Genomic DNA, 24963 nt, shown 5'->3' on the forward strand with positions numbered 1-24963 from the left:
TCTATAAGTTATGAAATACGCAACCATTAAATATTTTATACTCGGCATGCTACTCATCGGTTTTATGCCATCATGTTCGGAGGAATACTTGGACCAACCGGCCTTGGGAGCCTTGGGAGACGATGTACTGGCCACCCGTGACGGGGTAAACAAGCTGCTGATCGGCGCTTACGCTGCACTGGATGGACAAGGAGAAGGAGGCACAGACGCCCTTGGCGGTGGCAATGGCTGGGAAGCCGCTCCCGAAAACTGGATCTACGGAACCGTCGCAGGCGGCGAGGCCTCCAAAGGAAGTTTTGCCGGTGATCAGCCCGCTATCGACCCCATTGTCAACTTCTATTCCAGCCCATCCAACGGCTTCTTCAACACCAAATGGAAAGCCACATATGAGGGGATAAAAAGGGCTAACAATGTCCTCAAACTTATCCCAAATGTAGAAGAGCTGACGGACAGCGAGCGGCAAGATATCGCAGGACAGGCCAGGTTCCTACGTGGACATTTCTACTTTGAGCTCAAGAAGATGTTCAATATGGTCCCTTGGATCGACGAAACCACTGAAGACCCCAATCAGCCAAACGATCAGGATATCTGGCCGATGATCGAAGCGGATTTCCAGTTTGCCTATGAAAACCTACCTCCTACACAGCCCGAGTTTGCCAGGGCGAATAAGTGGGCGGCAGCCGCTTACCTTGGAAAGACTTACTTGTACCAGAAAAAGTACCAAGAAGCCAACACCATCTTTAAGGAAGTCATCGAAACAGGTGTAAACCCAGCAGGCACCAAATATACATTGCTGGACAAATTTGCAGACAACTTCGATGCCGCGAAGGAAAATAATGCTGAAACCATCTTTGACATCCAAATGGTGGCTAATTCTGGAACCGGTACCATCTCCAACTCCAACTCCGGAAACATGCTGAATTTCCCATACAACAGCCCGTTCAGGTGCTGCGGTTTTTACCAGCCCACTCAGAATTTGGTCAATTCCTTTAAGACAGACGCCTCCTCAGGCCTTCCATTCTTGGATAGTTATAATCAAAACCCCGTAAAATCAGACATGGGAATTACTTCCTCGCAGGATTTCGAACCGTACACTGGATCGCTTGACCCGAGACTGGACTGGACAGTTGGCAGACGGGGCGTACCTTACCATGACTGGGGCCATCACCCCGGACAAAGTTGGGTGAGGGACCAAACCTACGGCGGCCCGTACGCGCCCAAAAAGACCATCTATTGGCAGGCGACACAGGACCTTTATGCAGACCAAAGCTCCTGGGCTCCAGGCACGGCCATCAATGTCCACATCATTCGATTTGCAGATGTCATCCTCATGTGTGCCGAGACGGAAGCCCACCTGGGCAACCTGACAGAAGCCATGAATTTGGTAAACCAAATCAGAATGAGGGCCATGAATCCTGACGGATTCCTAAAGACCTATGTCGATGAAAGTGCTCCTATGGACGGATTTACCAATACCCCAGCTGCCAACTACAACATCGAATTGTACACAGCAACACAGTTTGGCAGTCAAGAAGATGCACTAAAGGCCATCTACTTTGAAAGAAAGCTGGAACTGGCCATGGAAGGCCATCGCTTCTTTGACCTGGTAAGGTGGGGAATCGCAGAGCAAGAGCTAAATGCCTATTTTGATTACCAGGGCACTATCACCCAAGATGTGAAAGATGGCAGCTTTAGCGCCCCCAAAAACAATTATTACCCCATCCCCCAACGTCAGATCGACCTGAGCGTTAAAGACGGAACACCTATGCTCAAACAAAACCCGGGGTACAATTAAGCAAAATCAGCTTTTGCATACAATACAAAAGGAGTCCTCTTAGGGCTCCTTTTTTTATATTAATTAAATATTAATTGTGAAGATTTGATTTAAACTATTCATAATGACACATCCTTATGGACAGGTAAATAAATAAGTACTTTTGGTATTCGTACAGCAAACGATAATTTTTTCAACTCCTTGCTTTACTTTTTCAAAAAGACGCTGATGCGAATCGGCGTCTTTTTATTTGCTGTACAATTAACTGTCAGGAATTCAGGATGGGCGAAAAAGTGGATCAAGCGGAAAAGTTGGGGCTGCCAGTTTTCTTAATGGCAAAACCCCCGATTCATAAACATGCCACAAAGGCACCAAAAGCATTTTGTAACCTGCTCTGAAAGGAATTTATAATTGTTTTGTACCCTAATGGCATATCATTGTCCAATAATTAAAGAAACCTATCATCCCCAGAAATACCGCTTGATCCTTTGTCAGCATCCAAAAATCTATCTTAATTCACCACCCGATGAATAAGAATAGGCAGTGAAGAAAACCTGTGTCTAACTTTCCTTGGGATTTGCAGGCTACAATTTCTTCTTAAACAGCGAATCCACGAACTCCGTTCTGTTAAAAATCTGCAAATCGGTCATCTTCTCGCCGACACCAATATACTTAACGGGAATCTTAAATTGGTCGGAAATCCCGATCACCACACCGCCCTTTGCCGTACCGTCCAGTTTAGTAATGGCCAGCGCGTTGATTTCGGTGGCTTTGGTAAATTCTTTTGCTTGAATAAAGGCATTTTGGCCAGTGGATCCGTCCAGCACCAATAGGATTTCATGCGGTGCATCGTCGATAAATTTCTGCATCACCCGCTTGATCTTGCTGAGTTCGTTCATCAGGTTGACTTTGGTATGCAGTCGGCCAGCCGTATCCACGATCACCACATCCGCCCCCATGTCCACGCCTTTTTTCACCGTATCAAAAGCCACGGAGGCGGGATCAGCATTCATGCCATGGGACACTACCGGGACGTCCACACGCTCGCCCCACAGGATCAATTGGTCCACCGCTGCGGCACGGAAAGTATCTGCTGCACCAAGCACTACGGATTTACCGGCATTTTTGAATTGGTGGGCCAGTTTACCGATGGTTGTGGTCTTGCCGACGCCATTTACGCCCACCACCATGATGACATAAGGTTTTTTGTCCTTGGGCAATTCAAAATTGGAAAGATCCTCTTCATTGCTTTCTTCCAAAAGACCAACGATCTCCTGACGCAGGATTTTATCCAGCTCGGCCGTATTGACGTATTTGTCTCGGGCCACACGTTCTTCGATTCGCTGGATCACCTTTATGGTCGTATCCACGCCCACATCGGATGTGATCAAAATTTCTTCCAGCTCATCCAAGACTTCATCATCCACCTTGGACTTGCCGATAACAGCCTTACCAAGTTTGGAGAAGAGGTTTTCGCTGGTTTTCTCAAGCCCTTTGTCGAGGCTTTCTTTTTTGTCTTTAGAAAAAAATCCAAAAATTCCCATAGTTGTTCACATCTTTGACCCGAATATAATCATAAAATCCCTCCCGAAACCAATCGAGAGGGATTTATCCTTTTTGCATTACGATTTTAGCAAGGCAATTATTTTGCAAGGGTATCCTTCACCTCAGTGGTAGGTACCATTTCTTCTCTGAAAGTGTACGCACCGGTTTTCTCAGACTTCACTGCCTTGATCACCTTAGCGTAAGTTACACCACCTTCTTTCTTCAGGGTTGCTACTACTTTCTTAGCCATATCTTTTAGGTTTAATGACAGCTTGCCGCAGCAAACCGTCCACTCCTTAAAACTTATTTAATTTCTTTATGAACCGTTACTTTCTTCAGGATTGGGTTGTATTTTTTAAGCTCCAATCGCTCAGTAGTATTCTTACGGTTTTTGGTCGTGATATATCTTGAAGTGCCTGGAACACCACTGCTCTTGTGCTCTGTACATTCCAAAATCACTTGAACTCTGTTACCTTTCTTAGCCATCGCTCTATCTATTTTTATTGGATTCGGAAACTTGTCCGCCGTGGTGGATGATTACTTAATGATAATGTGTCCTTCTGCTTGAGCCTCTTTCAAAACAGCACTGATGCCCTTTTTGTTGATTGTTCTCAACGCTTTTGAAGATACCTTCAACGTGATCCAAGCATCTTCCTCTGGCACGTAGAAATTCTTCTTGTGCAGGTTAGGATAAAACTTACGCTTGGTCTTGTTGTTCGCGTGCGATACATTATTACCTACTCGAGGTCTTTTACCGGTGATGTCACAAACTTTTGCCATGATATATGATCGTAATTTTTAAGACGTTTTTCTAATTGAGTTTGCAAATATCGGAAGTTTTCGGGAATTACCAAAAGAGCAACCAAAAATAATTGGCTAAACTATTGGGATTCATCCACCTGACAACAAAACCTTGCAAATTTTTCCTCAAAACAGGGCTACCAGGCAACATATTTGCTGCATTTATGGTAAAGCTGGTGTTTTTTCTACCTTTGTTATAAAGTAGAAAACCCAAATATACAAAAATTTAAAAGACTTAGCTCATGATGCAACCAATAACCTCAAGTCAACAAGCCATTGAGCTGGAAAACAACCATGGCGCCCACAATTACCACCCACTACCTGTCGTCCTTTCAAGAGGGGAAGGCGTTTTTATGTGGGATGTGGAAGGTAAAAAATATTATGATTTTCTTTCATCCTACTCAGCAGTAAACCAAGGACACTGCCATCCAAGGATCCTTCAAACGCTCACCGATCAGGCAGGCACCCTCACACTCACTTCCAGGGCATTCCATAATGACGTACTTGGACCGTTCGAAAAATTCCTCACCGAATATTTCGGCTTTGACAAAGTCCTGCCCATGAACACGGGAGCCGAAGGTGTCGAAACAGCCATCAAGATCGCCAGAAAATGGGGCTACGAGAAAAAAGGCATCCCCGAAAACGAAGGTACCATTATCGTGGCCAAGAACAATTTCCACGGCAGGACTACCACGGTCATTTCTTTCTCTAACGACGAAACTGCCAGGAAAAATTTCGGCCCCTATACGCCAGGCTTTGTCACCATCCCCCATGATGACATCGATGCCCTCAAGGAAGTATTGAATTCCTCCAAAAACATCATCGGCTATTTGGTAGAACCTATCCAAGGAGAAGCAGGCGTATATGTCCCCAAGGAAGGCTATCTCAAAGAAGTAGCCAAGACTTGTAAAGAACACGGCGTACTCTTCATTGCAGATGAAATCCAAACAGGTATTGCCAGGACGGGAAAATTACTTGCCTGCGATCATGAAGATGTAAAGCCCGACATGCTTATTTTAGGGAAGGCCATTTCAGGGGGATTCTACCCTGTATCGGCAGTATTGGCAGATGATCACATCATGGAGGTCATCCAGCCCGGGCAGCATGGGTCCACATTCGGAGGCAATCCCCTCGGAGCAAAAGTGGCCATGACCGCCCTAAATGTGGTCAAGGACGAAAAGTTGGCCGAAAATGCCGACAAGCTCGGCAAACTCTTTCGAAAACGAATGCAGGAACTTGTGGACAAGTCCGACCTGGTCAAGCTCGTGCGTGGCAAAGGGCTTCTAAACGCCATTGTCATCAATGACTCAGAAGAAAGCGATACCGCATGGAACCTGTGCTTGGCACTGAAAGAAAACGGGCTCTTGGCGAAACCGACCCATGGCAATATTATCCGTTTTGCACCGCCCCTGGTCATTACCGAAGAACAGCTTCACGATTGTTGTGATATCATTGAAAAGACCATATCAGATTTTAAATAATCCATTTTCAAAAGCCCGGCTCTTCTACAGACCGGGCTTTTTTATATCCATACCTCACAATCCCAGCAGGGTCTTGACAAGGTTTGACATTTACCATAAAGACATTCCCTTCTTCCCCCTTTCACATTAGCCACGTTGACAATAAGAGGCGCCGAGGATTTTATTAACTTTGCGCTGAGCAAAAAGAAATAACACCTATGTATAAAAGACCCCGCAGAAACCGAAAGTCGGCCGTCATACGAGGCATGGTGGAAGAAACCCGCCTATCCACGAAAGACTTTATCTTCCCCTTGTTCGTCATCGACGGCATCAATCAAAAGGAAGAGGTCGCTTCCATGCCCGGCATATTCCGCCACTCTACTGATCTTTTACTAAAGGAGGTAGAAGAATGCCTGAACCTCGGCATTAATGCATTTGATATATTCCCTGCTTACCCAGAAAGCAAAAAGGACAAAATGGCTACAGAAAGCCACAATCCCGACACTTTTTACCTCCAGGCCATCCACAAAGTCAAGACCACATTCCCTGAAGCATGCATCATGACCGACGTCGCGATGGATCCTTACAGCTCGGACGGCCATGACGGCATTGTCGAAGACGGCAAGATCCTGAACGACGAAACACTGGAAGTACTCGGCAAAATGTCCGTAGCACAGGCACAGGCCGGAGCAGACATCATCGGCCCCTCCGACATGATGGACGGTCGCGTAGGCCACCTCCGCAAAGCACTGGACAATGCAGGTCACACGGAGGTATCCATCATGTCCTATACCGCAAAATATGCGAGTGCCTTTTACAACCCGTTCCGGGACGCCTTGGACTCTGCTCCGAAAGCAGGGGACAAAAAGACCTATCAAATGGATCCTGCCAATCTCCATGAAGCCCTCATAGAAGCAGAACTTGACGAAGCAGAAGGCGCGGACTTCCTAATGATCAAACCTGCATTGGCCTATCTGGATGTCATCAGGCTCTTAAAGGAAAACTCCAACTTGCCCATCGCCGCCTATAATGTAAGCGGTGAATACTCCATGATCAAAGCTGCCCACGAAAAAGGATGGCTGGACGGAGAGAGGGCCATGTTAGAATCCCTGCTAAGCATCAAAAGAGCAGGAGCCAACATCATCCTGAGTTATTTTGCCAAAGAATACGCAAAGCTTCGCAAATAACACCTCTTCTACCAGAAACACATAAAGGCCGACCATTGTTAGATGGTCGGCCTTTATTTTTTAATGCATTCCTATCCAATTCACACCAAAATCAGAGAATTAGGTTGTTTTTTAAACCTCCCATGAATAAAATCATAAACCGTAATAAATTCCGGTAAACAAGATATACCCCATATTTTCAAAAAATCCCGCGCCACCATACCGGACATCACTCACTTTTTAAAATAAAAAAACAGTTATACACTCAAATACCCCACAATACCACCGCATTAACAATCATCTTAAGATAAAATTCTGAATTTATTTTAAAGTTTTAAAAACACCATTCATTTTCATTTTTCGCAAGTTTTTAAGGTTTTTAAGTTACAAAAATACCCATAAAACTTACTTTTTATGTTAATTTGTTAATTATTGGTTTGTTTTTTTACTTAAAAAATATCTACCTTTAGATCATTAAATAATCGCTAACCCATAAAAAATTTCGAAAAATAAGTCTACTTAAACATTCAACTGTATGAAATGGAGTTTTAATGACCTCGCTCAAGTGAGCACCGATGCTTTAGCACAAGGAGCAGATCTCTCAGCTGACATCACCCAAAACCTACTCACTACTAACAACGTGTGGATGATGCTATCCACCGCACTCGTATTTATCATGCACCTGGGTTTTGCAGGTGTGGAAGCCGGTTTTGGCCAAGCCAAAAACACGGTAAACATTCTATTCAAAAACACGGTGACTCCTATTATAGGAATTGTCACTTACGCGATTTGCGGATTTTTTCTGATGTATCCTGGATTTGACGTACCGGGATGGTTCGGATTTGACGGTGCCGGCTGGAGCATGTTCTGGTTTGCCCCTGAGAATGCTGATGTATCTGCCGACTATGCAGGTGCAGGTTACACCTATTGGACAGATTTCTTGTTTCAGGCGATGTTTGCCGCCACTGCAGCGACTATCGTATCGGGAGCCATTGCCGAGCGTGTAAAGCTGGGCGCCTACCTACTCTTTACCATCATATATGTAGGGATCGTCTACCCAATTATCGGAAGCTGGAAATGGGGCGGAGGTATGCTCGACAGCTGGGGATTCTACGATTTTGCAGGTTCCACGCTCGTCCACTCCGTAGGTGGCTGGGGAGCCCTTGCTGGTGTGATCTTGGTAGGACCACGTATTGGTAAATACGTAAACGGCAAGACCGTGGATAAGCCAGGCGCCAGTGTACCATTGGCCGTCATCGGGGTATTCTTGCTATGGTTAGGCTGGTTCGGCTTTAACGGTGGCTCCGTACTTTCTGCAGACCCTGCGTTGGTATCCTTTGTATTGGTGACCACTTCCCTTGCAGCTTGTGCAGGTGGACTGGGAGGCTTCTTGGCAGGTTACTTTGTATTCAAAAGACTGGACTTGGGAATGGTGCTTAACGGTATTCTTGCCGGACTGGTAGGCATCACCGCTGGCGCTGACGTAATCAACCCGGGCCCAGCACTCATCGTCGGTTTTGTAGCCGGTATCCTGGTAGTAATGTCTGCAGTAATACTTGACAAAATGCACTTGGATGATGTAGTAGGTGCCGTTTCGGTTCACCTTACCTGCGGTATCTGGGGAACCCTTGCCGTAGGCATCTTCTCCACCAACCCTGATCACAGCTTTTTGACACAGCTCACCGGCGTGGCCATCTGTGGCATCACCGCCTTCATCTGTGCCTTCGTCATCTTCTATGTACTGAAAGTAACCGTTGGTATCCGCGTGTCCGAAGAACATGAAAAAACCGGCCTGGATTCCCACGAGCACGGCATCAGAGGCTACACGATCGTGTACGACGAATAGAAAAAACAACCAACCACAACCACTATACAACCATTTACCCTGCCCATTCGCTTTCCGCCAATCAACCGCTTGGGCAGGGTATCTTATCCCTAATCCTAACAAATAACAGATAATTTAATTTCAAGTAAAATGAAAAAACTTCAACTACTAATTGTATTGTTATGTCTAGGTTCTCTTTCCACAGTGATGGCACAGGACCTATCCAAAGTCAGCATCTCAGGATCCGTAGATGCTTATTATAGAGCCAATTTCAATGCTCCTAACAAAGAATTGCCTGACGGTTCTTTCGTGGCACCAGCCACTTCATTTGCCAATAGACCAGGTTTTGCACTGGGCATGGCGAATATCATCACCGCTTACGAAGGCGAAAAAATAGGTTTCGTAGCCGATTTGGTCTTTGGTCCACGGGGTACAGACGCGGTCTTCAACTCTACCGGCAGCTCCAATATCGTCAACCAACTGTACATGTACTGGAATGTCAGTGATGCGGTCACCTTTACTTTCGGTAACTTCAATACCTTCCTTGGCTATGAGGTGATTTCTCCTGCTGCCAACTTCAACTATTCCACTTCATACATGTTCTCCTACGGTCCTTTCTCCCACACTGGACTGAAAGCAGATATCGCCCTGAGCGATAACTGGTCACTGATGGCTGCTGTAATGAACCCTACTGACTATACAGAATTCAACTGGGCAGGCACTTACACTGGTGGTTTACAACTTGGATACGAAAATGACAATGGAGGCGCTTGGTTAAACTTCCTTTATGGCGACCAAGATGGTAAATTGGACGAAGATTACCCCCTTACCATGGGCCAAGCATCAGGCGGAAGTACTTTCCAAGTCGACCTGACCACAGGTTTTGATGTATCCGAAATGGTTTATCTTGGTCTAAACGCCACTTACAACACTACTGCTGCCGGAGAAAGCTTCAATGGAACCGACATCGTAGATGAAGATGGTGATGGCTATGGCTTCTATGGTGTAGCCGGTTATGTACAGGCTTCCACTTCCGATAGATTCTCCCTAGGACTTCGTGGTGAATATTTTAATGTATTTAACAACGGCTTGGATGGTGTAGTAGGACTTGACACCGATGGTGACGGAAGCGTGTTTGCAGTAACCCTGTCAGGAAACTATAAAGTAGTAGAAAACTTTACCCTTATTCCAGAAGTAAGACTGGACTCCATGTCAGAAGAAGATTACTTTGTAAACAATGAACTTGCAGGTTCTAAAAGTTTGTCTTCATTCATGCTGGCAGCCGTATTCTCTTTCTAATTTTTTTCTGACAAACTGAAATTTTTAAATAAAAACCACGCGCTTTGCAAAAAGCCGTGGTTTTTTCTGTTTTATGCAAAAGGCAGTTTTTTAGGTTTACATTAATACCAAGAACCATCAAAAACCCACTAATTCTTAGCAGACAGATCACCTAAATACCCAACATACATAAACATATAAACCATATACCAGCATATAATTTTACATTAAAGGAAAATACTTTTATAAAAACCTGATTTTACTGAAACCTTTTTTCTTGAAATCCGATAAGTACAGTATAAGGAAATTAAGAACAAAACATAAATTATACGACGATGGTTAAATTAGCTGTTATGGTTGCTGCCGGTTTCTTTGGATTTGAATCGATTGAAGCGTTTGGGCAGGATAAAGAACGAAAAGAACTCAAAGGCCCAAAAGCAAAAAACTACAAGCCTTGGAAAGATCAAGCCAGAAAAGGCACGCTTGTAGTGGACATCAATGGTGAACTGACCAAAGGCCCCAAGGCAAAAAACCAAAAGTTATGGGAAAGGGATACGGAGAAAGTAGAGCTCAATACCGACCTCCAGCCGATCTCCAGACCTAAAGGACCAAAAGCAAAAAATCAAAAGCCCTGGGAGAATAATTAAGGGCAAATAGTTTTTCAGAAATTAAAAGGCTACCGATCTGGTAGCCTTTCTTATTTTAGGCACTTTATGGATTATAGGCAATTCACCATGGGCTTCACCCATGGCCACACATATATCGCCCCTCTGGCAGGGAAATCGCTTTTAAACCCTTTTTATGCATTAGGAATCGTAATGAGAGCTGAAACTACAAGAAAATCAGGCTGTTTGGAGATTGAATCATCCGCCGCGGCGGATGGTGAGATCGAAAACAGCAGCGAAGCGATTGATTTTGTCCGCCGCGGCGGATCAGCTCGTAATAGATAGGCTAATGCATAAAGCGGGCAGTGTCGTTTAGGTAAGAAGATTTTCCAATACGGATCGTTCATTGAGAAAATTATGGTTTTAATCCATCGTCTTTTTTTACATGTATAAAATGGATCCGCCTTGCAGCTATTGGGCGTTAAGAAATTAAAAAGCGGGTAGGCAAGAAGACAGGCTTGTTTGACGAAATACTAGCCAAAAAGAATATTGGCAGCTAGAAAAGGAGGAGTTTGCCTGCATGAGGGGAGGTTTTAATTTTAGGCCAATAGCTGCACACCTGTGCGCCGTGGCGTAGCGGCGGGGTTTTTTGGTTACTTTTTTGACCTGAAGCAAAAAAGTAACAAAGGTAATGAGGTGAAGACCATCTTGGAATTTAGCAGAAAAACAATAGAACCAATATTTCCAAATTCACACTAATTAAACGACATTGATAATGCGGGTTAAACTATTAACCTGAGCTCGACTTAATTTTAGTATAAAAAGCGTCATCGCAAACCCTTTTAAGGAGGATGTGGGTTGGAAAAGGGTGTGGCAATCCCGAATTACTGAGACTGCCACGGCTTCCACCCCTCATATCTCCCTCTAAGCCTGGCAGTGACGATTTTATAATCGAACTGAGGTTATTAGTAAAGAGATGTAAGCCTGAGCGGAGTCGAAGGCTATACGTTGGACCTCGACTCCGCTCGGTCTGACGCTTTTTGCCAGAATTAAATAACTTCATGGGGTAAAAGCGATTTCCTTGGCCCCTCTGGGGCTAGCGTTAGAGTGTAATCTTTCAATGCAGGCCCAACATGCACTTGGTGCCTTTGGGATTTTGTGGCATTTTGAGGTGGTATTTGATGTTATGAAACCAAAGAAGCGGGCTGGAAAAGACGCAGGTTTGCCTATCCAACTACTAGACAGACATGACGTGAATCAGCCAAAAAGCTGGTTTGCTGCTCAAATGGTTAAACTGACTACCTTTAGGGCTACTAAGCTTTTATTATCCACTAAACGTATTTCCAAGGTGTTGGTCCTGTGCCTTTACCTTTTCAAAATCCAAATATTGCTCCCAGAATGCTTCTTCAGGAAGTGCAGCTCTCAGATAGAGTTTCTCTTTCTTTACAGGATGGACGAAAATCAAGTGAAATGCATGTAAGTTGATACTTGCATCTGGATTGGGCTTGGAGAAACCATAACGCAGATCGCCACGGATAGGACAGCCCATCGCTGCCAACTGCACCCTGATCTGGTGTGGACGACCGGTCTTGGGGCGCACCTCCACCAACCAGTGGTCATTCAACTTGCCAAGTCGCTTGTAATCCAGCTCGGCACGTTTGGAACCCTCCGCTTCTTTATCATAAGCAGTGGTCACATTTCGGTTTTCATCTTTTTTAAGGTAATGGGTCAGCTTACCGATTTCCTCTTTCGGACGCTTTTTCACAATGGCCCAATACACCTTGTGAACCTCCCGTTTTTTAAAAAGCACCATCATTCGCTCCAGTGCCTTGGACGTACGGGCAAAAACCACCAACCCGCTGACTGGCCGGTCTATTCGGTGGACTGGATGTAGAAACACTGCCCCAGGCTTGTCGTATTTTTTGGCAACATACTCCTTACAGTAATCTGTCAACGTTTTATCCCCTGTATGGTCACCTTGGACGAGGACTCCGGCATGTTTATTTACCACCAAAAGGTGATTATCTTCATATACTACTGTGAACGGTTGCTTTGCCATATGTTGAGAAGTTAGATTTTAGATTTGAGATGCCAGACGACTTCCGGGTTATTTTATCAGCAATTCCAGTGACAAACCGGCTTTTTTTAGAATTCTGATGTAAAGTGGAATTCGATATCAGGATAATTGTCCTGGACCATCTGAAGCCAAGCCCTGGACTCTGCCATAAACACCAGTTTACCATCTTTATCATAAGCAATGTGCCGGTTCTTTGACCGCACAAACTCATCCAGCTGCTTCTTGTCCTTGCTACTGATCCAGCATGCCTTATAAAGGTTCATGGGAGCAAATTCTACCGTGGCATTATATTCATTCTTTAACCGGAATTGGATCACTTCAAACTGAAGTTGTCCCACAGTCCCGATAACCTTGCGCGATCCCATATCAAAGGTAAACAGCTGGGCTACTCCCTCTTCCATTAATTGCTTCAGACCCTTTTCGAGCTGCTTGGTTTTCATCGCATCCTTATTGATCACCTCCCTAAAAATCTCAGGTGAAAAACTAGGGATGCCCCTAAAGGTCAAGCGCTCCCCATCGGAAAGTGAATCACCGATCTTCAGGTTGCCGGTATCATATAAGCCCACGATATCACCGGGAAAGGCCTCTTCGATAATTTCCTTATCCTGCGCCATAAAAGAAGTCACATTGGAAAACCGGAGTGGCTTCGGTGCCCGCATGCTCTTGTAGGGTTTGTTTCGTTCAAATTTCCCTGAACAGATCCTCAAAAACGCAATCCTGTTACGGTGGTTAGGATCCATGTTTGCGTGGATTTTAAAGACAAAACCACTGAACTTATCCTCATCTGGACTCACCTCACGCTCGTCGGCATGTCGGCTCTTAGGCGAGGGAGCGATGTCAATAAAAGTATCCAACATCTCCTGAACACCAAAATTATTTACCGCCGAACCAAAGAACACCGGAGCAATCTCCCCATTCAGGTAAGCATTTTTATCAAATTCAGGATAGACACCTTCTATTAATTCCACATCTTCCCGAAGCTGGCTGGCATTATTATCGCCCACCAAGTCTTCCAACTTCGCATCCGACAGGTCTTCAATAGCCATGATATCGTCAGAAAGCTTACGCTGGGAAGGACGGAAAAGGTTAAGTGATCTATTGTAAAGGTTATAGACTCCTTTAAACGTTTTCCCCATGGAGATCGGCCATGAGAGTGGCCTTACCTTGATATTGAGCTTATCCTCCACTTCATCCAAAAGATCATAGGGATCACGGCCTTCACGGTCGAGTTTGTTGATAAAACAGATCACCGGTGTCTTCCGCATCCGACAGACCTCCATCAGCTTTTCGGTTTGGATCTCCACGCCCTTGACACAGTCGATCACCATGATCACACTGTCCACGGCAGTCAACGTACGGTAAGTATCTTCTGCAAAGTCTTGGTGCCCAGGTGTATCGAGCAGATTGATTTTGGTGCCTTTGTATTCAAATCCCATCACGGAGGTGGCTACCGAGATACCCCGTTGTTTCTCGATTTCCATCCAGTCGGATTTGGCATGGGTATCGATCTTATTGGATTTTACTGCCCCAGCGGTTTTGATCGCACCACCAAAAAGCAACAGCTTTTCTGTCAACGTCGTCTTTCCTGCATCAGGGTGGGAAATGATTCCAAATGTTTTTCTTCTCTGAATCTCCTTGGTCAAACTCATCTTTCTTCTGGCTCCTTTATTAGCAAGACGCAAAGGTAGTCGATTATATCGAAAGATGATAATTTAGCGAGCACTCCTCACATTATCCTTTGCGGTCCTTTAGCAACGGCCAATCAGTCTAAAAATGGGTCACGATCCACTTTAAACTCCGAAGAGCTCTCATTAGCTCCCCGAAGGACTATCCTAAAGGTCGTCCCTTTTCCTGGCTCAGATTGATGAACAAAAATTCTTCCACGGTGATAACCTTCTATAATCCGCTTGGCAAGTGTCAGCCCCAGCCCCCAGCCACGTTGCCGGGTGGTAAAACCTGGATTAAAAACTCGCTTAAACATGCTCTTGTCCATACCTTTTCCGGTATCGGTTATATCCACATGGACAAATTGCTCGCTTTCCTTAACAATATTAATATTGATCTGACCCTGACCCTTCATCGCGTCCACGGCATTTTTGCAGATATTTTCCACCACCCACTCAAAAAGCGATCGGTTCATCATCGCGTCCACATCCTCAGCATCACTGCTTAGGTCAATGCTCACTTTGCTGGAAACCCTTGGCCTCAGGTAACTCACTGCCTCCTCGATGACGGAATAGACATTTTCCTGTTTGATTACCGGAGCACTGCCGATATTGCTAAACCGCTCTGTAACCATCCGCAGCTTTGACACATCTTTGTCCAGCTCCACGATGACTTCCTTGTTTTCGTCCCAGACCGGAGAATTTTTCAAATAATCGATCCAAGCCATCAGGGAAGCTATTGGCGTACCTAACTGATGGGCAGTCTCCTTGGTAAGCCCTGCCCATACTCGATTTTGCTCCGCGATCTTTGACTGGTTAAACACCGCAAATGCCAACACACCAAATACCAAAATCACCGAAAGCTGCACATAGGGATAATACTTTAGCCGTGTCAGCAATTCTGAATTTGTATAATACAGGTACTGGTTGTCCAATATCTGAATAGGCTCATAGTCCATCTTCATCCGCAGCACCTCTGACCGGAGCTTCTCCTCGATATCAGCTTCTGTAGCATTCTTCTTGAAGGTAATATTTCTGTACTGCTCAGAGGGATTGCCAAAAGCATCTGCCACGATCACCGGGATGTTATGGTTCTCCTGAATAATGCCTTGGTGGATAAAAGTAAGGTTATCGGAATTGTTTGCCACATACTCCATGGCATTGGCATAGAGTGTAATCTGCTTTTTTTCCCGCTCCTTAAGCTCACTGACCAAGGTATTGGTATAATAGATCGAACCAATACTAATGATCAAAGAGGCAATAAAGATAATCCATTTAACCTTGCCCCTATTTTGATATAAATCCAGCGTGGCCAGATCTTGAAATTTATTCCTCATTAATTTATGTCACTGTTCCAATTAGTGGTAGTCTCTCCTACTATAACTGTCTAGGCTACATAGATATTATCTATTGCGAATAGTAATTATCAGTTTGACTGCCTTCCAAGATACCCGTAAATTCGAATAATTATTCAAATAAACAAAACATCTATACAATGGCAACTAACGAAATTGGATTAAAAGTAAAAGATAGCAAAGTCCTATCCGCCAAACTCAATAAACTGCTGGCAAACTACGAAATCTATTACCAAAACCTCAGGAACTTTCACTGGAATGTCTCCGGCCCTAACTTCTTTGAGCTTCACGCCAAATTCGAAGAATTGTACAATGCAGCAAATGAAGCCATAGACGAAACGGCCGAAAGGATCCTGACCTTGGGCGAAAGACCTTTGAGTTCATTCGCAGAATATATCGAAGAAGCGGCCATCAAGGAGGCCAAAAATGTAGCAGATCCTAAAAGCATGGTGGAAAATGTCAGGGACAACCTCAACACACTCCTAAGCCTAGAAAGGGAAACATTAGAAATCGCCAGTTCACAAGGAGATGAAGGCACCGTCACCCTGATGAGTGACTACATCACATCAAAGGAAAAAGTGGTTTGGATGCTTTCTGCTTATCTCAAATAAAAAAACAGAGGCTGCCGAATAATCGACAGCCTCTGTTTGTATTTAACCCGGATTATGCGTTGGGAATCGTAGTGAGAGCTGAAAGTGCAAGAAAATCAGTTAGTTTGGAGGCATTAGCGTAGCATCGCTACGGTTATGCCGAAAACTAAAGTGAAACGACTGATTTTGAAGCAGTTTCAGGTCGCAACAGATAGGCTAATGCATATTCCGGGTTTAATGTTTGAAATTTCGGCCTACTTGTCTGGACACAGCATATACTTTAGTTGTTTTGTCTGATCCACTTCCAGAGCATTTTGTAATTTACTTTGGTGCCATGAACCAAAATGCCAATACGGTAGATCTTTGCGGCAACCCAAGTGGTAAACAAGAACCCTATTATGAGCAGCACCATGGACACTGCCAAATCAAATAATGGAATCCCAAAACTCGCACGCCCCACCATCGAAATCGGCGAGGTAAATGGAATCACGGACAACCAAAAGCTCACATTGCTTTCTGGATCGTCAAGCACAAATATAAACAAACCAAAGTAACTCGCTATCAACGGGATGGTCACTGGAAACATAAACTGCTGGGCATCTCCAGGTGAATCTACTGCAGCACCAATAGCCGCAAAAAAAGCCCCGTACAGCAAATACCCCCCAAGAAAATAAAACAGAAATGTAAGCACCAACTCCACAAAGTCAATCCCTTGTATCACCTGAAACACTTGCATCATCTCACTGGATTGCATCATCGTCTGGGCAGCTTCGGGATTTGCCATTTCCAGCGCCTGCTGCTGAGGCATTTGCATACCAAAATAACCCATCACCACTGCAGATACTGTAGAAATAAGCACTATCCATATCAGAAATTGGGTCAGTCCCACGGCTCCTATACCGATGATCTTGCCCAGCATTAGCTGAAAAGGCTTTATGGATGAGACAAGTATTTCGATAATCCTACTGGATTTTTCTTCGATGACCCCCTGCATGATTTGGGTTCCATAAACAAAAATGAACGTATAAATCAAAATCCCCAGAAAAAAACCCAAACCGTAATTCACCCCTGCATTGGCCACTTTTTCATTGCCTCCTTCCTCTAAGGTAATGGACCTGATGGAAACCGGAGTTTTGATGTTTCTGATTACTTTTGGATCGATCCCAAGTTCATATAGCCTTATTTCTCCTATCCGATTGCTCAGCCTCTCCTCCAAGTCCCCCACCAAACCGACACTTGGCGTCTTTTTGGAATAGAAACGAATACCTTCAGGTGAATCCACCTCTACCTTTGGGATATACAAAAAACCGAAGCGATCACCATTTTGGACAAGCTGCTTGGCTTCTTCTTGTGGTAGAGAGGAATAGGAAAAAGCATATTCTCCATTGCTTTCTATAAAAAACCGGTCGCTTTCATCAACCACCTCTATGATCTTCAAAGCGTCTCCTCCTTCATCACTCAGCGAAATCCACAAAAACACGCCCAGTATCGCCGGGAAAATCAGTGGAGTTATTAGCGTAGCAAGTAAAAACGATTTCTTTCTGACCCTGGCCAGGTACTCCCGCTTGATCACCAAAAAAACCTTGCTCATTGTTCGTTATCTTTTACTTTTTGAATAAAAATTTCCTCAATCGTAGGAAGCCGTTCCTCGAAACCCACCACTTCTCCATACCCCATCATCTCCCGCAAGAGGTCATTTGGTGAGTCACTATCCAGCTTCACCTCAAAAGACGTTATTCCATACGCTAATTTACGGTTAAAGCACCTCTCCGGAAGAATGATGTCACTTCCCTGAAATTTCACCTTAAACACATTGGATCGGGATTGCTCTTTTATCTGCGAAAGGGGGCCGTCCAGTACTTTATGGGATTTATTGATCATGGCAATATGGTCACATAACAGCTCCACAGACTCCATCCGGTGTGTGCTCAGCATCACAGTGGTGCCCTTTTCCTTCAGAGCCAACATCTCGTTTTTGATGACTTCCGCATTGACCGGGTCAAAACCCGAAAAAGGCTCATCCAGAATCAAAATCTCCGGATCGTGGATCACCGTGGCGATGAACTGCACTTTTTGGGCCATGCCCTTTGACAGGTCTTCTATCTTCTTTTCCGACCATGCTTGAATGTCCAGTTTCTTCAGCCAACCACTCACCTTTGTCTTTGCATCATACCCACTCAGCCCCTTTAACCGGGCAAAGTAAATCAGCTGGTCACCCACTTTCATTCTTTTGTAAAGACCGCGCTCTTCCGGGAGGTATCCGATACTCTTGATATGCTTGGGACTTAACGGCTCCCCTTTGAGGTAAACTGCGCCACTATCACCGTCAATAATTTGATTGATGATCCGGATCAAGGTCGTTTTTCCAGCACCGTTGGGCCCGAGCAGGCCAAAAACGCCTCCTTCAGGCACAGCCAAATCCACGTCAGTAAGAGCTGGCTGTTCGCCGTAGCGTTTATTTAATCCATCTATTTTAAGAATATCCAAGAATTACGTGATTTAAACCCATGAAATTAACAACAACAAAAATAAGGGCTAATCCCTAATCACCAAGGTATTCTGCTACTTTAAGACCAAAGAGCCAACAGACACATCAATTTCAAAAGTAATCAGGTTTTTAGCATCTTCTTGGTAGCCCTTGCTGGCATACACTTTATCACTGAGCTCTTTAAGGTAGCTGGGGAGTTTCTTTCGGCACATGGCCGTAGAGTTTATTTTCACCAAATAAGGGTATTGAGGCGCCGGGAGTAAAATATAGACAGCCCCAGCACCTACTGTAGTCTTGATATGGCAAGGTTTTTCGCCCTCAAAATGATCTTCAAAATCCAGGTTTACCTTCCCATAGTTCACTTCGAAAATCATATTGCTTGCATTGGCTTGGGTGACATTCACACCGTCAACGGTGCCCATGTTTACCTTTACCATCATTGTGTCCATTTCGGTCAGGTTTGCCCCTTTCTTCCTGTAATTAAGGACCACGTCTGCCGTCGCCGTGGTGATTTTGCACCGCTTGACCTTTAGATTGCTCAGGTCCACATTCGCCTGGCCGATGCCAAAGTGCAGATCAAGCAAGTATGCATACTTATCGCAAAGCCCCACTTCCCAAGTATGGTCAAAATCCCCTTCACTCGTAGCAAAAAGTTTTGAAGAGAGGCTTTTACCAAAGCTCTCCTGCTCCACATCTGAATGGTTAAGGTCTGCTGTCAGTACACGATCCTTTATACTGTATGCAAAATCAGGGAGGATATTTACCTTAGAAAGGTGAGAATGGATCATAATGGGGTCATTTATGTACATCTTATCGATGTCCGAAACCCCTTTGTATGACGAAAAATTTAGTTGTACTACATCAAACCCTTCATTTTCCTCTACCACAAACTCTTTTACAATTTGGGCCATTGCTACCACGCGAAGCATGGACGTAAAGAAGATGATTAAGCACAATCTATTCAACATACGAATAACCTACGGCGTGTTGCTAAAAAGGTTGGCTTAGTCAAAAAAAAAAGCCGGAAAAAAATCCCGGCCTTCTTTGTGTCTCCTCTTTATATCTTAAACCCGCATTATGCATTAGCCTATCTATTCCGAGCTGATCCGCCGCGGCGGACAAAATCAGTCGCTTCGCTGCTGTTTTCGATTCTACCTGGCGGTAGACAGGTTCACCATCCGCCGCGGCGGATGATTCAATCTCCAAACAGCCTGATTTTCTTGTAGTTTCAGCTCTTATTACGATTCCTAATGCATAAAACGGGTTAAAAGAATTCCTTCATTTTATCGAAGAATGTCTTTTCATATTTCCCTGGAGCGGGAATAAAATTCTCCGATTCCCTTAAGGATTCCAACTTTTCTTTTTCTTCTTTGGTAAGTTGCTGCGGTGTCCAAACATTTACATGGATGAGCTCGTCACCTCGGCCAAACCCATTGAGGTCTTTGATGCCCTTGCCTTTGAGGCGAAGGATCTTGCCGCTTTGGGTACCGGGTTCGAGCTTGATCTTCACTTTGCTTTCGATGGTAGGCACTTCTATGTGCGCTCCCAATGCCGCATCCACAAAATTCACATACAGGTCATAGACTACGTTATTACCATCTCGCTGTAGAATGTCATGCTCAATTTCTTCGATCACGATCAGCAAATCACCGGCTACTCCACCTGGAATTTCATTTCCTTTACCAGACATGCTGAGCTGTATACCGTCGGCCACCCCTGCAGGAATGTTTATCGGAATGACTTCCTCCTTAAGGATCAATCCTCTGGCATCTGCATGGTCTGGCTTTTTGTCAATGATCTGACCAGTGCCACCGCAGTTAGGACAAGCACTTGCCGACACCATCTGGCCGAGCATGGTATTGACTACCTTTTTCACCTGACCAGAACCTTGACAAGTCGAGCATGTTTTAAAAGACACGCCGTCTGCTACCACATGGCGCTTTACCTTGATCTTTTTCTCTACGCCATTGGCGACTTCTTTTAGATTGACTTTCAGCTTTACGCGGAGATTCGCTCCTTTTCGCATGCGGCGACCGCCTCCACGACCACCGCCAAAGAAGGATTCAAAGCCTCCACCACCACCGAAGATGTCTCCAAACTGCGAGAAGATATCATCCATGTTCATACCTCCACCGCCGCCAAAGCCGCCATTACCACTTACGCCTTGGTGGCCAAACTGGTCATAGCGCTGCTTTTTCTCGGGGTTACTGAGCACTTCATACGCTTCAGCAGCCTCTTTAAACTTTTCTTCGGCTTCTTCGTCTCCGGGGTTTTTGTCAGGGTGATACTTTAAGGCCATCTTACGATAGGCCTTTTTGATTTCATCTGCACCGGCTCCTTTGGAAAGCCCTAATACTTCATAATAGTCTCTCTTTGCCATAATATCTTAAGATCCAATGACTACCTTGGCAAACCTTACTACTTTGTCGCCAAGCTTGTAGCCTTTTTCCACCACATCTATTACTTTTCCCTTCATATCTTCTGAGGGAGCGGGAATCTGCGTAATGGCCTCTTGGGTATCGGCATCAAATTCTTTTCCGATCAAATCTTCCATCGCCGTCAATCCTTTTGCCTCCAATACCTTCAACAGTTTATTATAAATCAATAAACTGCCCTCCAAGGTCTTCTCGCCTCCAGCTTCTTTTTCCTCAGCTTTTATAGCTCTTTCAAAATCATCCACTACAGGAATCAAGTCTTTCAATACATCCTCAGAAGCTGTCTTGATTAACTCCAGACGCTCCTTGGAAGTCCTCCTCCTGTAATTTTCAAACTCTGAGTAAAGCCTTAAATATTTTTCCTTCAATTCCTGGCTTTCTGCTTTAAGTTGCTCCTCGACTGACAATTCTTCAGCAGGTTGTTCTTCTGCAGGTTGTTCCTCAGTCTTTTCTTCACTGTTCACAGCACCTTCTTCGTTTTTCACTTCTTGGTTTTGTGCATCTAATTGCTCTTCTGCGGCTAATTTTTCCTTATTCATATCTCCTTTTGAATAACTATCTTGCTCTAACATATGATATAGATTTCACTCATACTCCTGATCGAATATCAATTAGTTTGCCACTTTACATACCATGACAAACTGACATCATCCGACAATCGCCGAATAGACCATGTCTTTCAGCTTGTCCAGGTTATATTGGCTTACAGATGAAATGAAGAGACTTGGTACTCCCTCAGGAAGGTCATCACTCATTTCTTCCATCAATTCATCATCCAGCATGTCTGCCTTCGATACAGCCAAGATTCTTTGCTTGTCCAATAACTCAGGATTGTATTCCTTAAGTTCATTAAGCAGAACAGTATATTGCTCTTTGATGCTATCTGCGTCAGCAGGCACCAGAAACAATAAAATGGAATTTCGTTCTATGTGCCTCAAAAACCTCAGCCCAAGTCCCCGGCCATCAGACGCTCCCTCGATGATCCCAGGGATGTCGGCCATCACAAATGACCTGTCATCACGATAGCTCACCACTCCCAGATTCGGCACCAAGGTAGTAAAAGGATAATCCCCGATCTCTGGCTTGGCGGCGGATATGCTCGAAAGCAAGGTGGACTTACCCGCATTCGGAAACCCTACCAACCCTACATCGGCCAATAGCTTAAGCTCCAAGATGATCCATTCCTCTATCCCCTCTTCACCCGGCTGAGCATAATGGGGAGCCTGATTTGTGGAAGTCTTAAAGTGGTCATTGCCGAGACCGCCCCTGCCTCCTTTGGTCAAAACGACCTCTTCTCCATCTGCAGTGATCTCAAAACGCACTTCTTGGGTTTCGGCATCTTTGGCCACCGTACCTAACGGAACCTCCAACACAACATCCTCGCCGTCCTTGCCGCTCCTGCGGCCACCTTCGCCGCCCTTGCCGTTCTTGGCAATAATGTGCTTCCGGTATTTAAGGTGCAGCAGGGTCCAAAGCTGGGAGTTTCCCCTGAGGATAATATGCCCGCCTCTTCCTCCATCCCCTCCGTCAGGGCCACCTTTGGGAACGTGCTTCTCTCTTCTGAAGTGGGCAGCACCAGCTCCTCCCGCCCCAGACCTGGAGCAAAACTTCACATAATCTATAAAATTCGAATCTGCCACTTTTCTATTGCTTAATGCACTGAAATAAAAGAGGCTAAGAAAAACTCTTAGCCAATGTTAAATTTTCACAAAGGTACGATTATTTTCGATTTTAGTACTGATCGATTACCGCACAGATTTTACCGAAAATTTCGTCGATTCCTCCCACACCATGAATGGTCGAAAGCTTCCCTTGCTTTTCATAAAAAGAAGCTACCGGCAAGGTTTCTTCTTTGTACACTTTTATTCTGGTATTGATTTTCTCTTCATCTTGGTCATCTACCCTTCCAGAAGTTTTTCCCCTGTGACGGATACGCTCCTTCAGTTCATCCTCAGGCACTTCTAACGCTATCATTCCAGAAATACCCATACCTTTTTCCTCCAACAGCTTATCCAGCGCCTCTGCCTGTGCCACCGTCCGGGGGAAACCATCCAAGATAAATCCTTTTGCTCCTTCTGTGGTTTTGATTTTATCGTCCACCATGCCAATCACCACTTCATCAGGCACCAACCGGCCCTCATCCATATATTTTCTGGCCAGCTTACCCAAATCTGTCCCTTCACCTAGGTGCTTCCTGAACAAATCCCCGGTAGAAATGTGCTCCAAATTATATTTTGCAATAAGCTTTTCACTTTGCGTCCCCTTACCGGCACCCGGAGGGCCAAATAATACGATGTTTAGCATGATTTATAGTTTGGTTAATACAGTGTTTTAGGGAATCCCCTTCATTTTAGTTGATATATTTCTCTGAGGTTTCGGCCATAACCATCGTAATCCAATCCATAGCCGACCACGAATTTGTTTGGAATCTCAAACCCCACGTAATCTACTGCTACTTCTGTCAACAAGGCTTCTGGCTTTAGCAATAGACTGACGACTGCTATGCTGGCTGGTGACTTTGCCTGCAACAACCCCTTCAGGTGCTCCATGCTCCTACCAGTATCCACGATGTCCTCCACAATGATAATATGCCTATCCTGTACATCCTCCTTAAGCCCCACCAACTCCTGAACATTTCCCGTGGACTTCATCGCTTCATAAGAGGCGATCTTTATAAAGGATACTTCCAATGGAACCGACACTTCCTTCATCAAATCGGACAAGAACATGAAGGCTCCATTCAGAATCCCCAAAACGAGCGGACTTTTCCCATCGTAATCCTGGGACAGCATCCTTCCCAGCGCCTTCACCCGCACATCCAACCGCTCCTCTGACAGGTATGGCTCAAACTCTTTGTCTTTTACCTTTAGCATATTACAATAAAAAAGCCCCGACTCCAGGGCGCTACAAATATAGAAAATTTTCGTTTGTGCTTCCTAATTTGAAAGCCAAAGACTTAGCCTATAGGCGAGCCATCAGGTATTTGTACAATTGAATCATTGATTCCAGGTCTTTTAGTGACACTTTCTCATACGGTGTATGGACATTATCTTCGGCCGCACCAATAAAGCACCAATCCACTAAATAGGGACTCATCTGCACCTCTCGGCCATCACTTCCCCCAGCACCCTCCACTTCCAATTGGTACGGAACACCACTTTCTTCTGCTAGCCGGACTATTTTATCGGTAAATACTTTCCTTGGGATAAACTTATCCCTGAGGGATATGGCCACACCTTCATGGTGCCTGACCCCTTCTGTCACCCAAGTGATATCCGATATCAAAGCCTGCTTCACTTCCCACTGCTCATAGATGTATTTCATCAAAAAAGGAACACTTCCTCCACCATGTTCCTCATAGGTAGAGAAAACGATCACACCATCTTGCAGCTCCTCGCACAAGCGCAGTGCATTATAAACGCCCAATCGATTATCCAAGTAAGCTGCTTGTATAAAACCATCCTCCACGGAAATGTTTTGTGCATAGGACAAATTAGTGCCAGGGATGATCCCTCTCGGAAAATCATGTGTAACGTCCCCATCTTGAATCTTCACTTTACAGGCAATTGGCCCCATGGCATCCTCTCCGACCAAGGCATCGCCATCCTCCACATCTGGACCTCCTACCGGGACGAGCTGATTTTCATACCGACTGGTAAAGCCAATGGTATCCATGTGGGCAAAGACCGCTGTACGCGGATTTCCGAATTTTAAGATAATGTTATCATGAAATTCTTCTCCAAAAAAGACTTCAGGCATAACCTTCCAGCTGCTTCTACGTTTAAGCACATAGTCAACTATAAAAGCAGAAAAAGCATGTTCCTCTCCAGAAACCCCTCTTTTTTCGAGGATTTCAAATAGAAAATCAAGGTTTGGCATAGTTTATGAATGTTTATTTTC

The 24963-nt window shown here is 44.8% G+C and carries 24 protein-coding genes; 7 read left to right on the forward strand and 17 right to left on the reverse strand.

The window, feature by feature from the left end:
- Nucleotides 1-10 precede the first annotated feature (10 nt).
- The gene (locus tag FDP09_RS02360) at nucleotides 11-1795 is read left to right on the forward strand and encodes a RagB/SusD family nutrient uptake outer membrane protein (RefSeq protein ID WP_137401120.1); all 1785 of its coding nucleotides are present in this window, start codon (nucleotides 11-13) and stop codon (nucleotides 1793-1795) included.
- Between the two features lie 563 nt (nucleotides 1796-2358).
- Here FDP09_RS02360 and ftsY read toward each other — a convergent pair.
- The 4 genes from ftsY to rpmB form a co-directional block, all read right to left on the reverse strand.
- Nucleotides 2359-3318 carry a signal recognition particle-docking protein FtsY gene (gene ftsY / locus FDP09_RS02365; protein WP_112783670.1) on the reverse strand — a complete coding sequence of 320 codons (960 nt, stop codon included), beginning with the start codon at nucleotides 3316-3318 and terminating at the stop codon, nucleotides 2359-2361.
- 98 nt (nucleotides 3319-3416) lie between these two features.
- On the reverse strand, nucleotides 3417-3569 hold the full coding sequence (locus FDP09_RS02370; protein ID WP_015264418.1) for a DUF4295 domain-containing protein: 153 nt from the start codon (nucleotides 3567-3569) through the stop codon (nucleotides 3417-3419).
- A 53-nt stretch (nucleotides 3570-3622) separates the two neighbouring features.
- Entirely contained in the window at nucleotides 3623-3805 is a 183-nt protein-coding gene (rpmG, locus tag FDP09_RS02375) for a 50S ribosomal protein L33 (RefSeq protein WP_015264419.1), read from the reverse strand.
- A gap of 51 nt (nucleotides 3806-3856) precedes the next feature.
- Nucleotides 3857-4099: a 50S ribosomal protein L28 gene (gene rpmB / locus FDP09_RS02380; protein WP_137401121.1), complete on the reverse strand. Its 243-nt coding sequence runs from the start codon at nucleotides 4097-4099 to the stop codon at nucleotides 3857-3859.
- A gap of 263 nt (nucleotides 4100-4362) precedes the next feature.
- Here rpmB and rocD point away from each other — a divergent pair, with 263 nt between their 5' ends.
- From rocD to FDP09_RS02405, 5 genes are all read left to right on the forward strand, one after another.
- Nucleotides 4363-5601 carry an ornithine--oxo-acid transaminase gene (gene rocD, locus FDP09_RS02385; protein WP_137401122.1) on the forward strand — a complete coding sequence of 413 codons (1239 nt, stop codon included), beginning with the start codon at nucleotides 4363-4365 and terminating at the stop codon, nucleotides 5599-5601.
- Between the two features lie 197 nt (nucleotides 5602-5798).
- Entirely contained in the window at nucleotides 5799-6767 is a 969-nt protein-coding gene (hemB, locus tag FDP09_RS02390) for a porphobilinogen synthase (RefSeq protein ID WP_137401123.1), read from the forward strand.
- A 514-nt stretch (nucleotides 6768-7281) separates the two neighbouring features.
- Nucleotides 7282-8592 carry an ammonium transporter gene (locus FDP09_RS02395; protein ID WP_137401124.1) on the forward strand — a complete coding sequence of 437 codons (1311 nt, stop codon included), beginning with the start codon at nucleotides 7282-7284 and terminating at the stop codon, nucleotides 8590-8592.
- 129 nt (nucleotides 8593-8721) lie between these two features.
- A complete protein-coding gene (locus tag FDP09_RS02400; RefSeq protein ID WP_137401125.1) occupies nucleotides 8722-9870 on the forward strand; it encodes a porin in 1149 nt (382 codons plus the stop codon).
- A 314-nt stretch (nucleotides 9871-10184) separates the two neighbouring features.
- The gene (locus FDP09_RS02405) at nucleotides 10185-10496 is read left to right on the forward strand and encodes a hypothetical protein (RefSeq protein ID WP_137401126.1); all 312 of its coding nucleotides are present in this window, start codon (nucleotides 10185-10187) and stop codon (nucleotides 10494-10496) included.
- Nucleotides 10497-10648: 152 nt separating this feature from the next.
- Here the strand turns inward: FDP09_RS02405 and FDP09_RS02410 are convergent, their stop codons facing one another.
- The 4 genes from FDP09_RS02410 to FDP09_RS02425 all read right to left on the reverse strand — a co-directional run bounded on the left by FDP09_RS02410 (nucleotide 10649) and on the right by FDP09_RS02425 (nucleotide 15532).
- Nucleotides 10649-10861: a hypothetical protein gene (locus tag FDP09_RS02410; RefSeq protein WP_137401127.1), complete on the reverse strand. Its 213-nt coding sequence runs from the start codon at nucleotides 10859-10861 to the stop codon at nucleotides 10649-10651.
- 917 nt (nucleotides 10862-11778) lie between these two features.
- The gene (locus tag FDP09_RS02415; protein WP_137401128.1) at nucleotides 11779-12513 is read right to left on the reverse strand and encodes an RluA family pseudouridine synthase; all 735 of its coding nucleotides are present in this window, start codon (nucleotides 12511-12513) and stop codon (nucleotides 11779-11781) included.
- A gap of 86 nt (nucleotides 12514-12599) precedes the next feature.
- Entirely contained in the window at nucleotides 12600-14180 is a 1581-nt protein-coding gene (locus tag FDP09_RS02420) for a peptide chain release factor 3 (RefSeq protein ID WP_137401129.1), read from the reverse strand.
- Nucleotides 14181-14293: 113 nt separating this feature from the next.
- Nucleotides 14294-15532 (reverse strand): sensor histidine kinase, encoded by a 1239-nt coding sequence (locus FDP09_RS02425; protein WP_137401130.1) that lies wholly within the window; start codon nucleotides 15530-15532, stop codon nucleotides 14294-14296.
- Nucleotides 15533-15690: 158 nt separating this feature from the next.
- Between FDP09_RS02425 and FDP09_RS02430 the strand changes: the two genes are divergently transcribed.
- Complete coding sequence (locus tag FDP09_RS02430) at nucleotides 15691-16161, forward strand: Dps family protein (protein WP_137401131.1); 471 nt, start codon at nucleotides 15691-15693, stop codon at nucleotides 16159-16161.
- Between the two features lie 259 nt (nucleotides 16162-16420).
- Here the strand turns inward: FDP09_RS02430 and FDP09_RS02435 are convergent, their stop codons facing one another.
- The 9 genes from FDP09_RS02435 to FDP09_RS02475 all read right to left on the reverse strand — a co-directional run bounded on the left by FDP09_RS02435 (nucleotide 16421) and on the right by FDP09_RS02475 (nucleotide 24942).
- The gene (locus FDP09_RS02435; RefSeq protein WP_137401132.1) at nucleotides 16421-17731 is read right to left on the reverse strand and encodes an ABC transporter permease; all 1311 of its coding nucleotides are present in this window, start codon (nucleotides 17729-17731) and stop codon (nucleotides 16421-16423) included.
- Nucleotides 17728-18627 carry an ABC transporter ATP-binding protein gene (locus FDP09_RS02440; protein ID WP_137401133.1) on the reverse strand — a complete coding sequence of 300 codons (900 nt, stop codon included), beginning with the start codon at nucleotides 18625-18627 and terminating at the stop codon, nucleotides 17728-17730. The genes FDP09_RS02435 and FDP09_RS02440 overlap by 4 nt, the downstream gene beginning before the upstream one ends.
- A 75-nt stretch (nucleotides 18628-18702) precedes the next feature.
- Entirely contained in the window at nucleotides 18703-19596 is an 894-nt protein-coding gene (locus FDP09_RS02445; RefSeq protein WP_229683515.1) for a hypothetical protein, read from the reverse strand.
- Between the two features lie 296 nt (nucleotides 19597-19892).
- The gene (gene dnaJ / locus FDP09_RS02450; protein ID WP_137401134.1) at nucleotides 19893-21008 is read right to left on the reverse strand and encodes a molecular chaperone DnaJ; all 1116 of its coding nucleotides are present in this window, start codon (nucleotides 21006-21008) and stop codon (nucleotides 19893-19895) included.
- A gap of 6 nt (nucleotides 21009-21014) precedes the next feature.
- On the reverse strand, nucleotides 21015-21635 hold the full coding sequence (gene grpE, locus FDP09_RS02455) for a nucleotide exchange factor GrpE (protein WP_137401135.1): 621 nt from the start codon (nucleotides 21633-21635) through the stop codon (nucleotides 21015-21017).
- A 75-nt stretch (nucleotides 21636-21710) separates the two neighbouring features.
- On the reverse strand, nucleotides 21711-22703 hold the full coding sequence (gene obgE, locus FDP09_RS02460) for a GTPase ObgE (protein ID WP_137401136.1): 993 nt from the start codon (nucleotides 22701-22703) through the stop codon (nucleotides 21711-21713).
- A gap of 91 nt (nucleotides 22704-22794) precedes the next feature.
- Nucleotides 22795-23367 carry an adenylate kinase gene (locus FDP09_RS02465; RefSeq protein ID WP_137401137.1) on the reverse strand — a complete coding sequence of 191 codons (573 nt, stop codon included), beginning with the start codon at nucleotides 23365-23367 and terminating at the stop codon, nucleotides 22795-22797.
- Nucleotides 23368-23408: 41 nt separating this feature from the next.
- Nucleotides 23409-23936 carry a hypoxanthine phosphoribosyltransferase gene (gene hpt / locus FDP09_RS02470; RefSeq protein WP_137401138.1) on the reverse strand — a complete coding sequence of 176 codons (528 nt, stop codon included), beginning with the start codon at nucleotides 23934-23936 and terminating at the stop codon, nucleotides 23409-23411.
- An 88-nt stretch (nucleotides 23937-24024) separates the two neighbouring features.
- A complete protein-coding gene (locus tag FDP09_RS02475; protein ID WP_137401139.1) occupies nucleotides 24025-24942 on the reverse strand; it encodes a M20/M25/M40 family metallo-hydrolase in 918 nt (305 codons plus the stop codon).
- Between the last annotated feature and the right edge of the window lie 21 nt (nucleotides 24943-24963).

Source organism: Echinicola rosea (genome assembly GCF_005281475.1).
Classification (GTDB): Bacteria; Bacteroidota; Bacteroidia; order Cytophagales; family Cyclobacteriaceae; genus Echinicola; species Echinicola rosea.

Coding starts and splice junctions, on each gene's coding strand:
- FDP09_RS02410 (WP_137401127.1), bottom strand. CDS start 10,861: ATGAACGATCCGTATTGGAAAATCTTCTTACCTAAACGACACTGCCCG.
- rocD (WP_137401122.1), top strand. CDS start 4,363: ATGATGCAACCAATAACCTCAAGTCAACAAGCCATTGAGCTGGAAAAC.
- dnaJ (WP_137401134.1), bottom strand. CDS start 21,008: ATGGCAAAGAGAGACTATTATGAAGTATTAGGGCTTTCCAAAGGAGCC.
- FDP09_RS02360 (WP_137401120.1), top strand. CDS start 11: ATGAAATACGCAACCATTAAATATTTTATACTCGGCATGCTACTCATC.
- ftsY (WP_112783670.1), bottom strand. CDS start 3,318: ATGGGAATTTTTGGATTTTTTTCTAAAGACAAAAAAGAAAGCCTCGAC.
- grpE (WP_137401135.1), bottom strand. CDS start 21,635: ATGTTAGAGCAAGATAGTTATTCAAAAGGAGATATGAATAAGGAAAAA.
- FDP09_RS02430 (WP_137401131.1), top strand. CDS start 15,691: ATGGCAACTAACGAAATTGGATTAAAAGTAAAAGATAGCAAAGTCCTA.
- hpt (WP_137401138.1), bottom strand. CDS start 23,936: ATGCTAAAGGTAAAAGACAAAGAGTTTGAGCCATACCTGTCAGAGGAG.
- FDP09_RS02465 (WP_137401137.1), bottom strand. CDS start 23,367: ATGCTAAACATCGTATTATTTGGCCCTCCGGGTGCCGGTAAGGGGACG.
- FDP09_RS02415 (WP_137401128.1), bottom strand. CDS start 12,513: ATGGCAAAGCAACCGTTCACAGTAGTATATGAAGATAATCACCTTTTG.
- FDP09_RS02425 (WP_137401130.1), bottom strand. CDS start 15,532: ATGAGGAATAAATTTCAAGATCTGGCCACGCTGGATTTATATCAAAAT.
- FDP09_RS02445 (WP_229683515.1), bottom strand. CDS start 19,596: ATGTTGAATAGATTGTGCTTAATCATCTTCTTTACGTCCATGCTTCGC.
- rpmB (WP_137401121.1), bottom strand. CDS start 4,099: ATGGCAAAAGTTTGTGACATCACCGGTAAAAGACCTCGAGTAGGTAAT.
- FDP09_RS02370 (WP_015264418.1), bottom strand. CDS start 3,569: ATGGCTAAGAAAGTAGTAGCAACCCTGAAGAAAGAAGGTGGTGTAACT.
- rpmG (WP_015264419.1), bottom strand. CDS start 3,805: ATGGCTAAGAAAGGTAACAGAGTTCAAGTGATTTTGGAATGTACAGAG.
- FDP09_RS02420 (WP_137401129.1), bottom strand. CDS start 14,180: ATGAGTTTGACCAAGGAGATTCAGAGAAGAAAAACATTTGGAATCATT.
- hemB (WP_137401123.1), top strand. CDS start 5,799: ATGTATAAAAGACCCCGCAGAAACCGAAAGTCGGCCGTCATACGAGGC.
- FDP09_RS02400 (WP_137401125.1), top strand. CDS start 8,722: ATGAAAAAACTTCAACTACTAATTGTATTGTTATGTCTAGGTTCTCTT.
- FDP09_RS02475 (WP_137401139.1), bottom strand. CDS start 24,942: ATGCCAAACCTTGATTTTCTATTTGAAATCCTCGAAAAAAGAGGGGTT.
- FDP09_RS02435 (WP_137401132.1), bottom strand. CDS start 17,731: ATGAGCAAGGTTTTTTTGGTGATCAAGCGGGAGTACCTGGCCAGGGTC.
- FDP09_RS02395 (WP_137401124.1), top strand. CDS start 7,282: ATGAAATGGAGTTTTAATGACCTCGCTCAAGTGAGCACCGATGCTTTA.
- FDP09_RS02405 (WP_137401126.1), top strand. CDS start 10,185: ATGGTTAAATTAGCTGTTATGGTTGCTGCCGGTTTCTTTGGATTTGAA.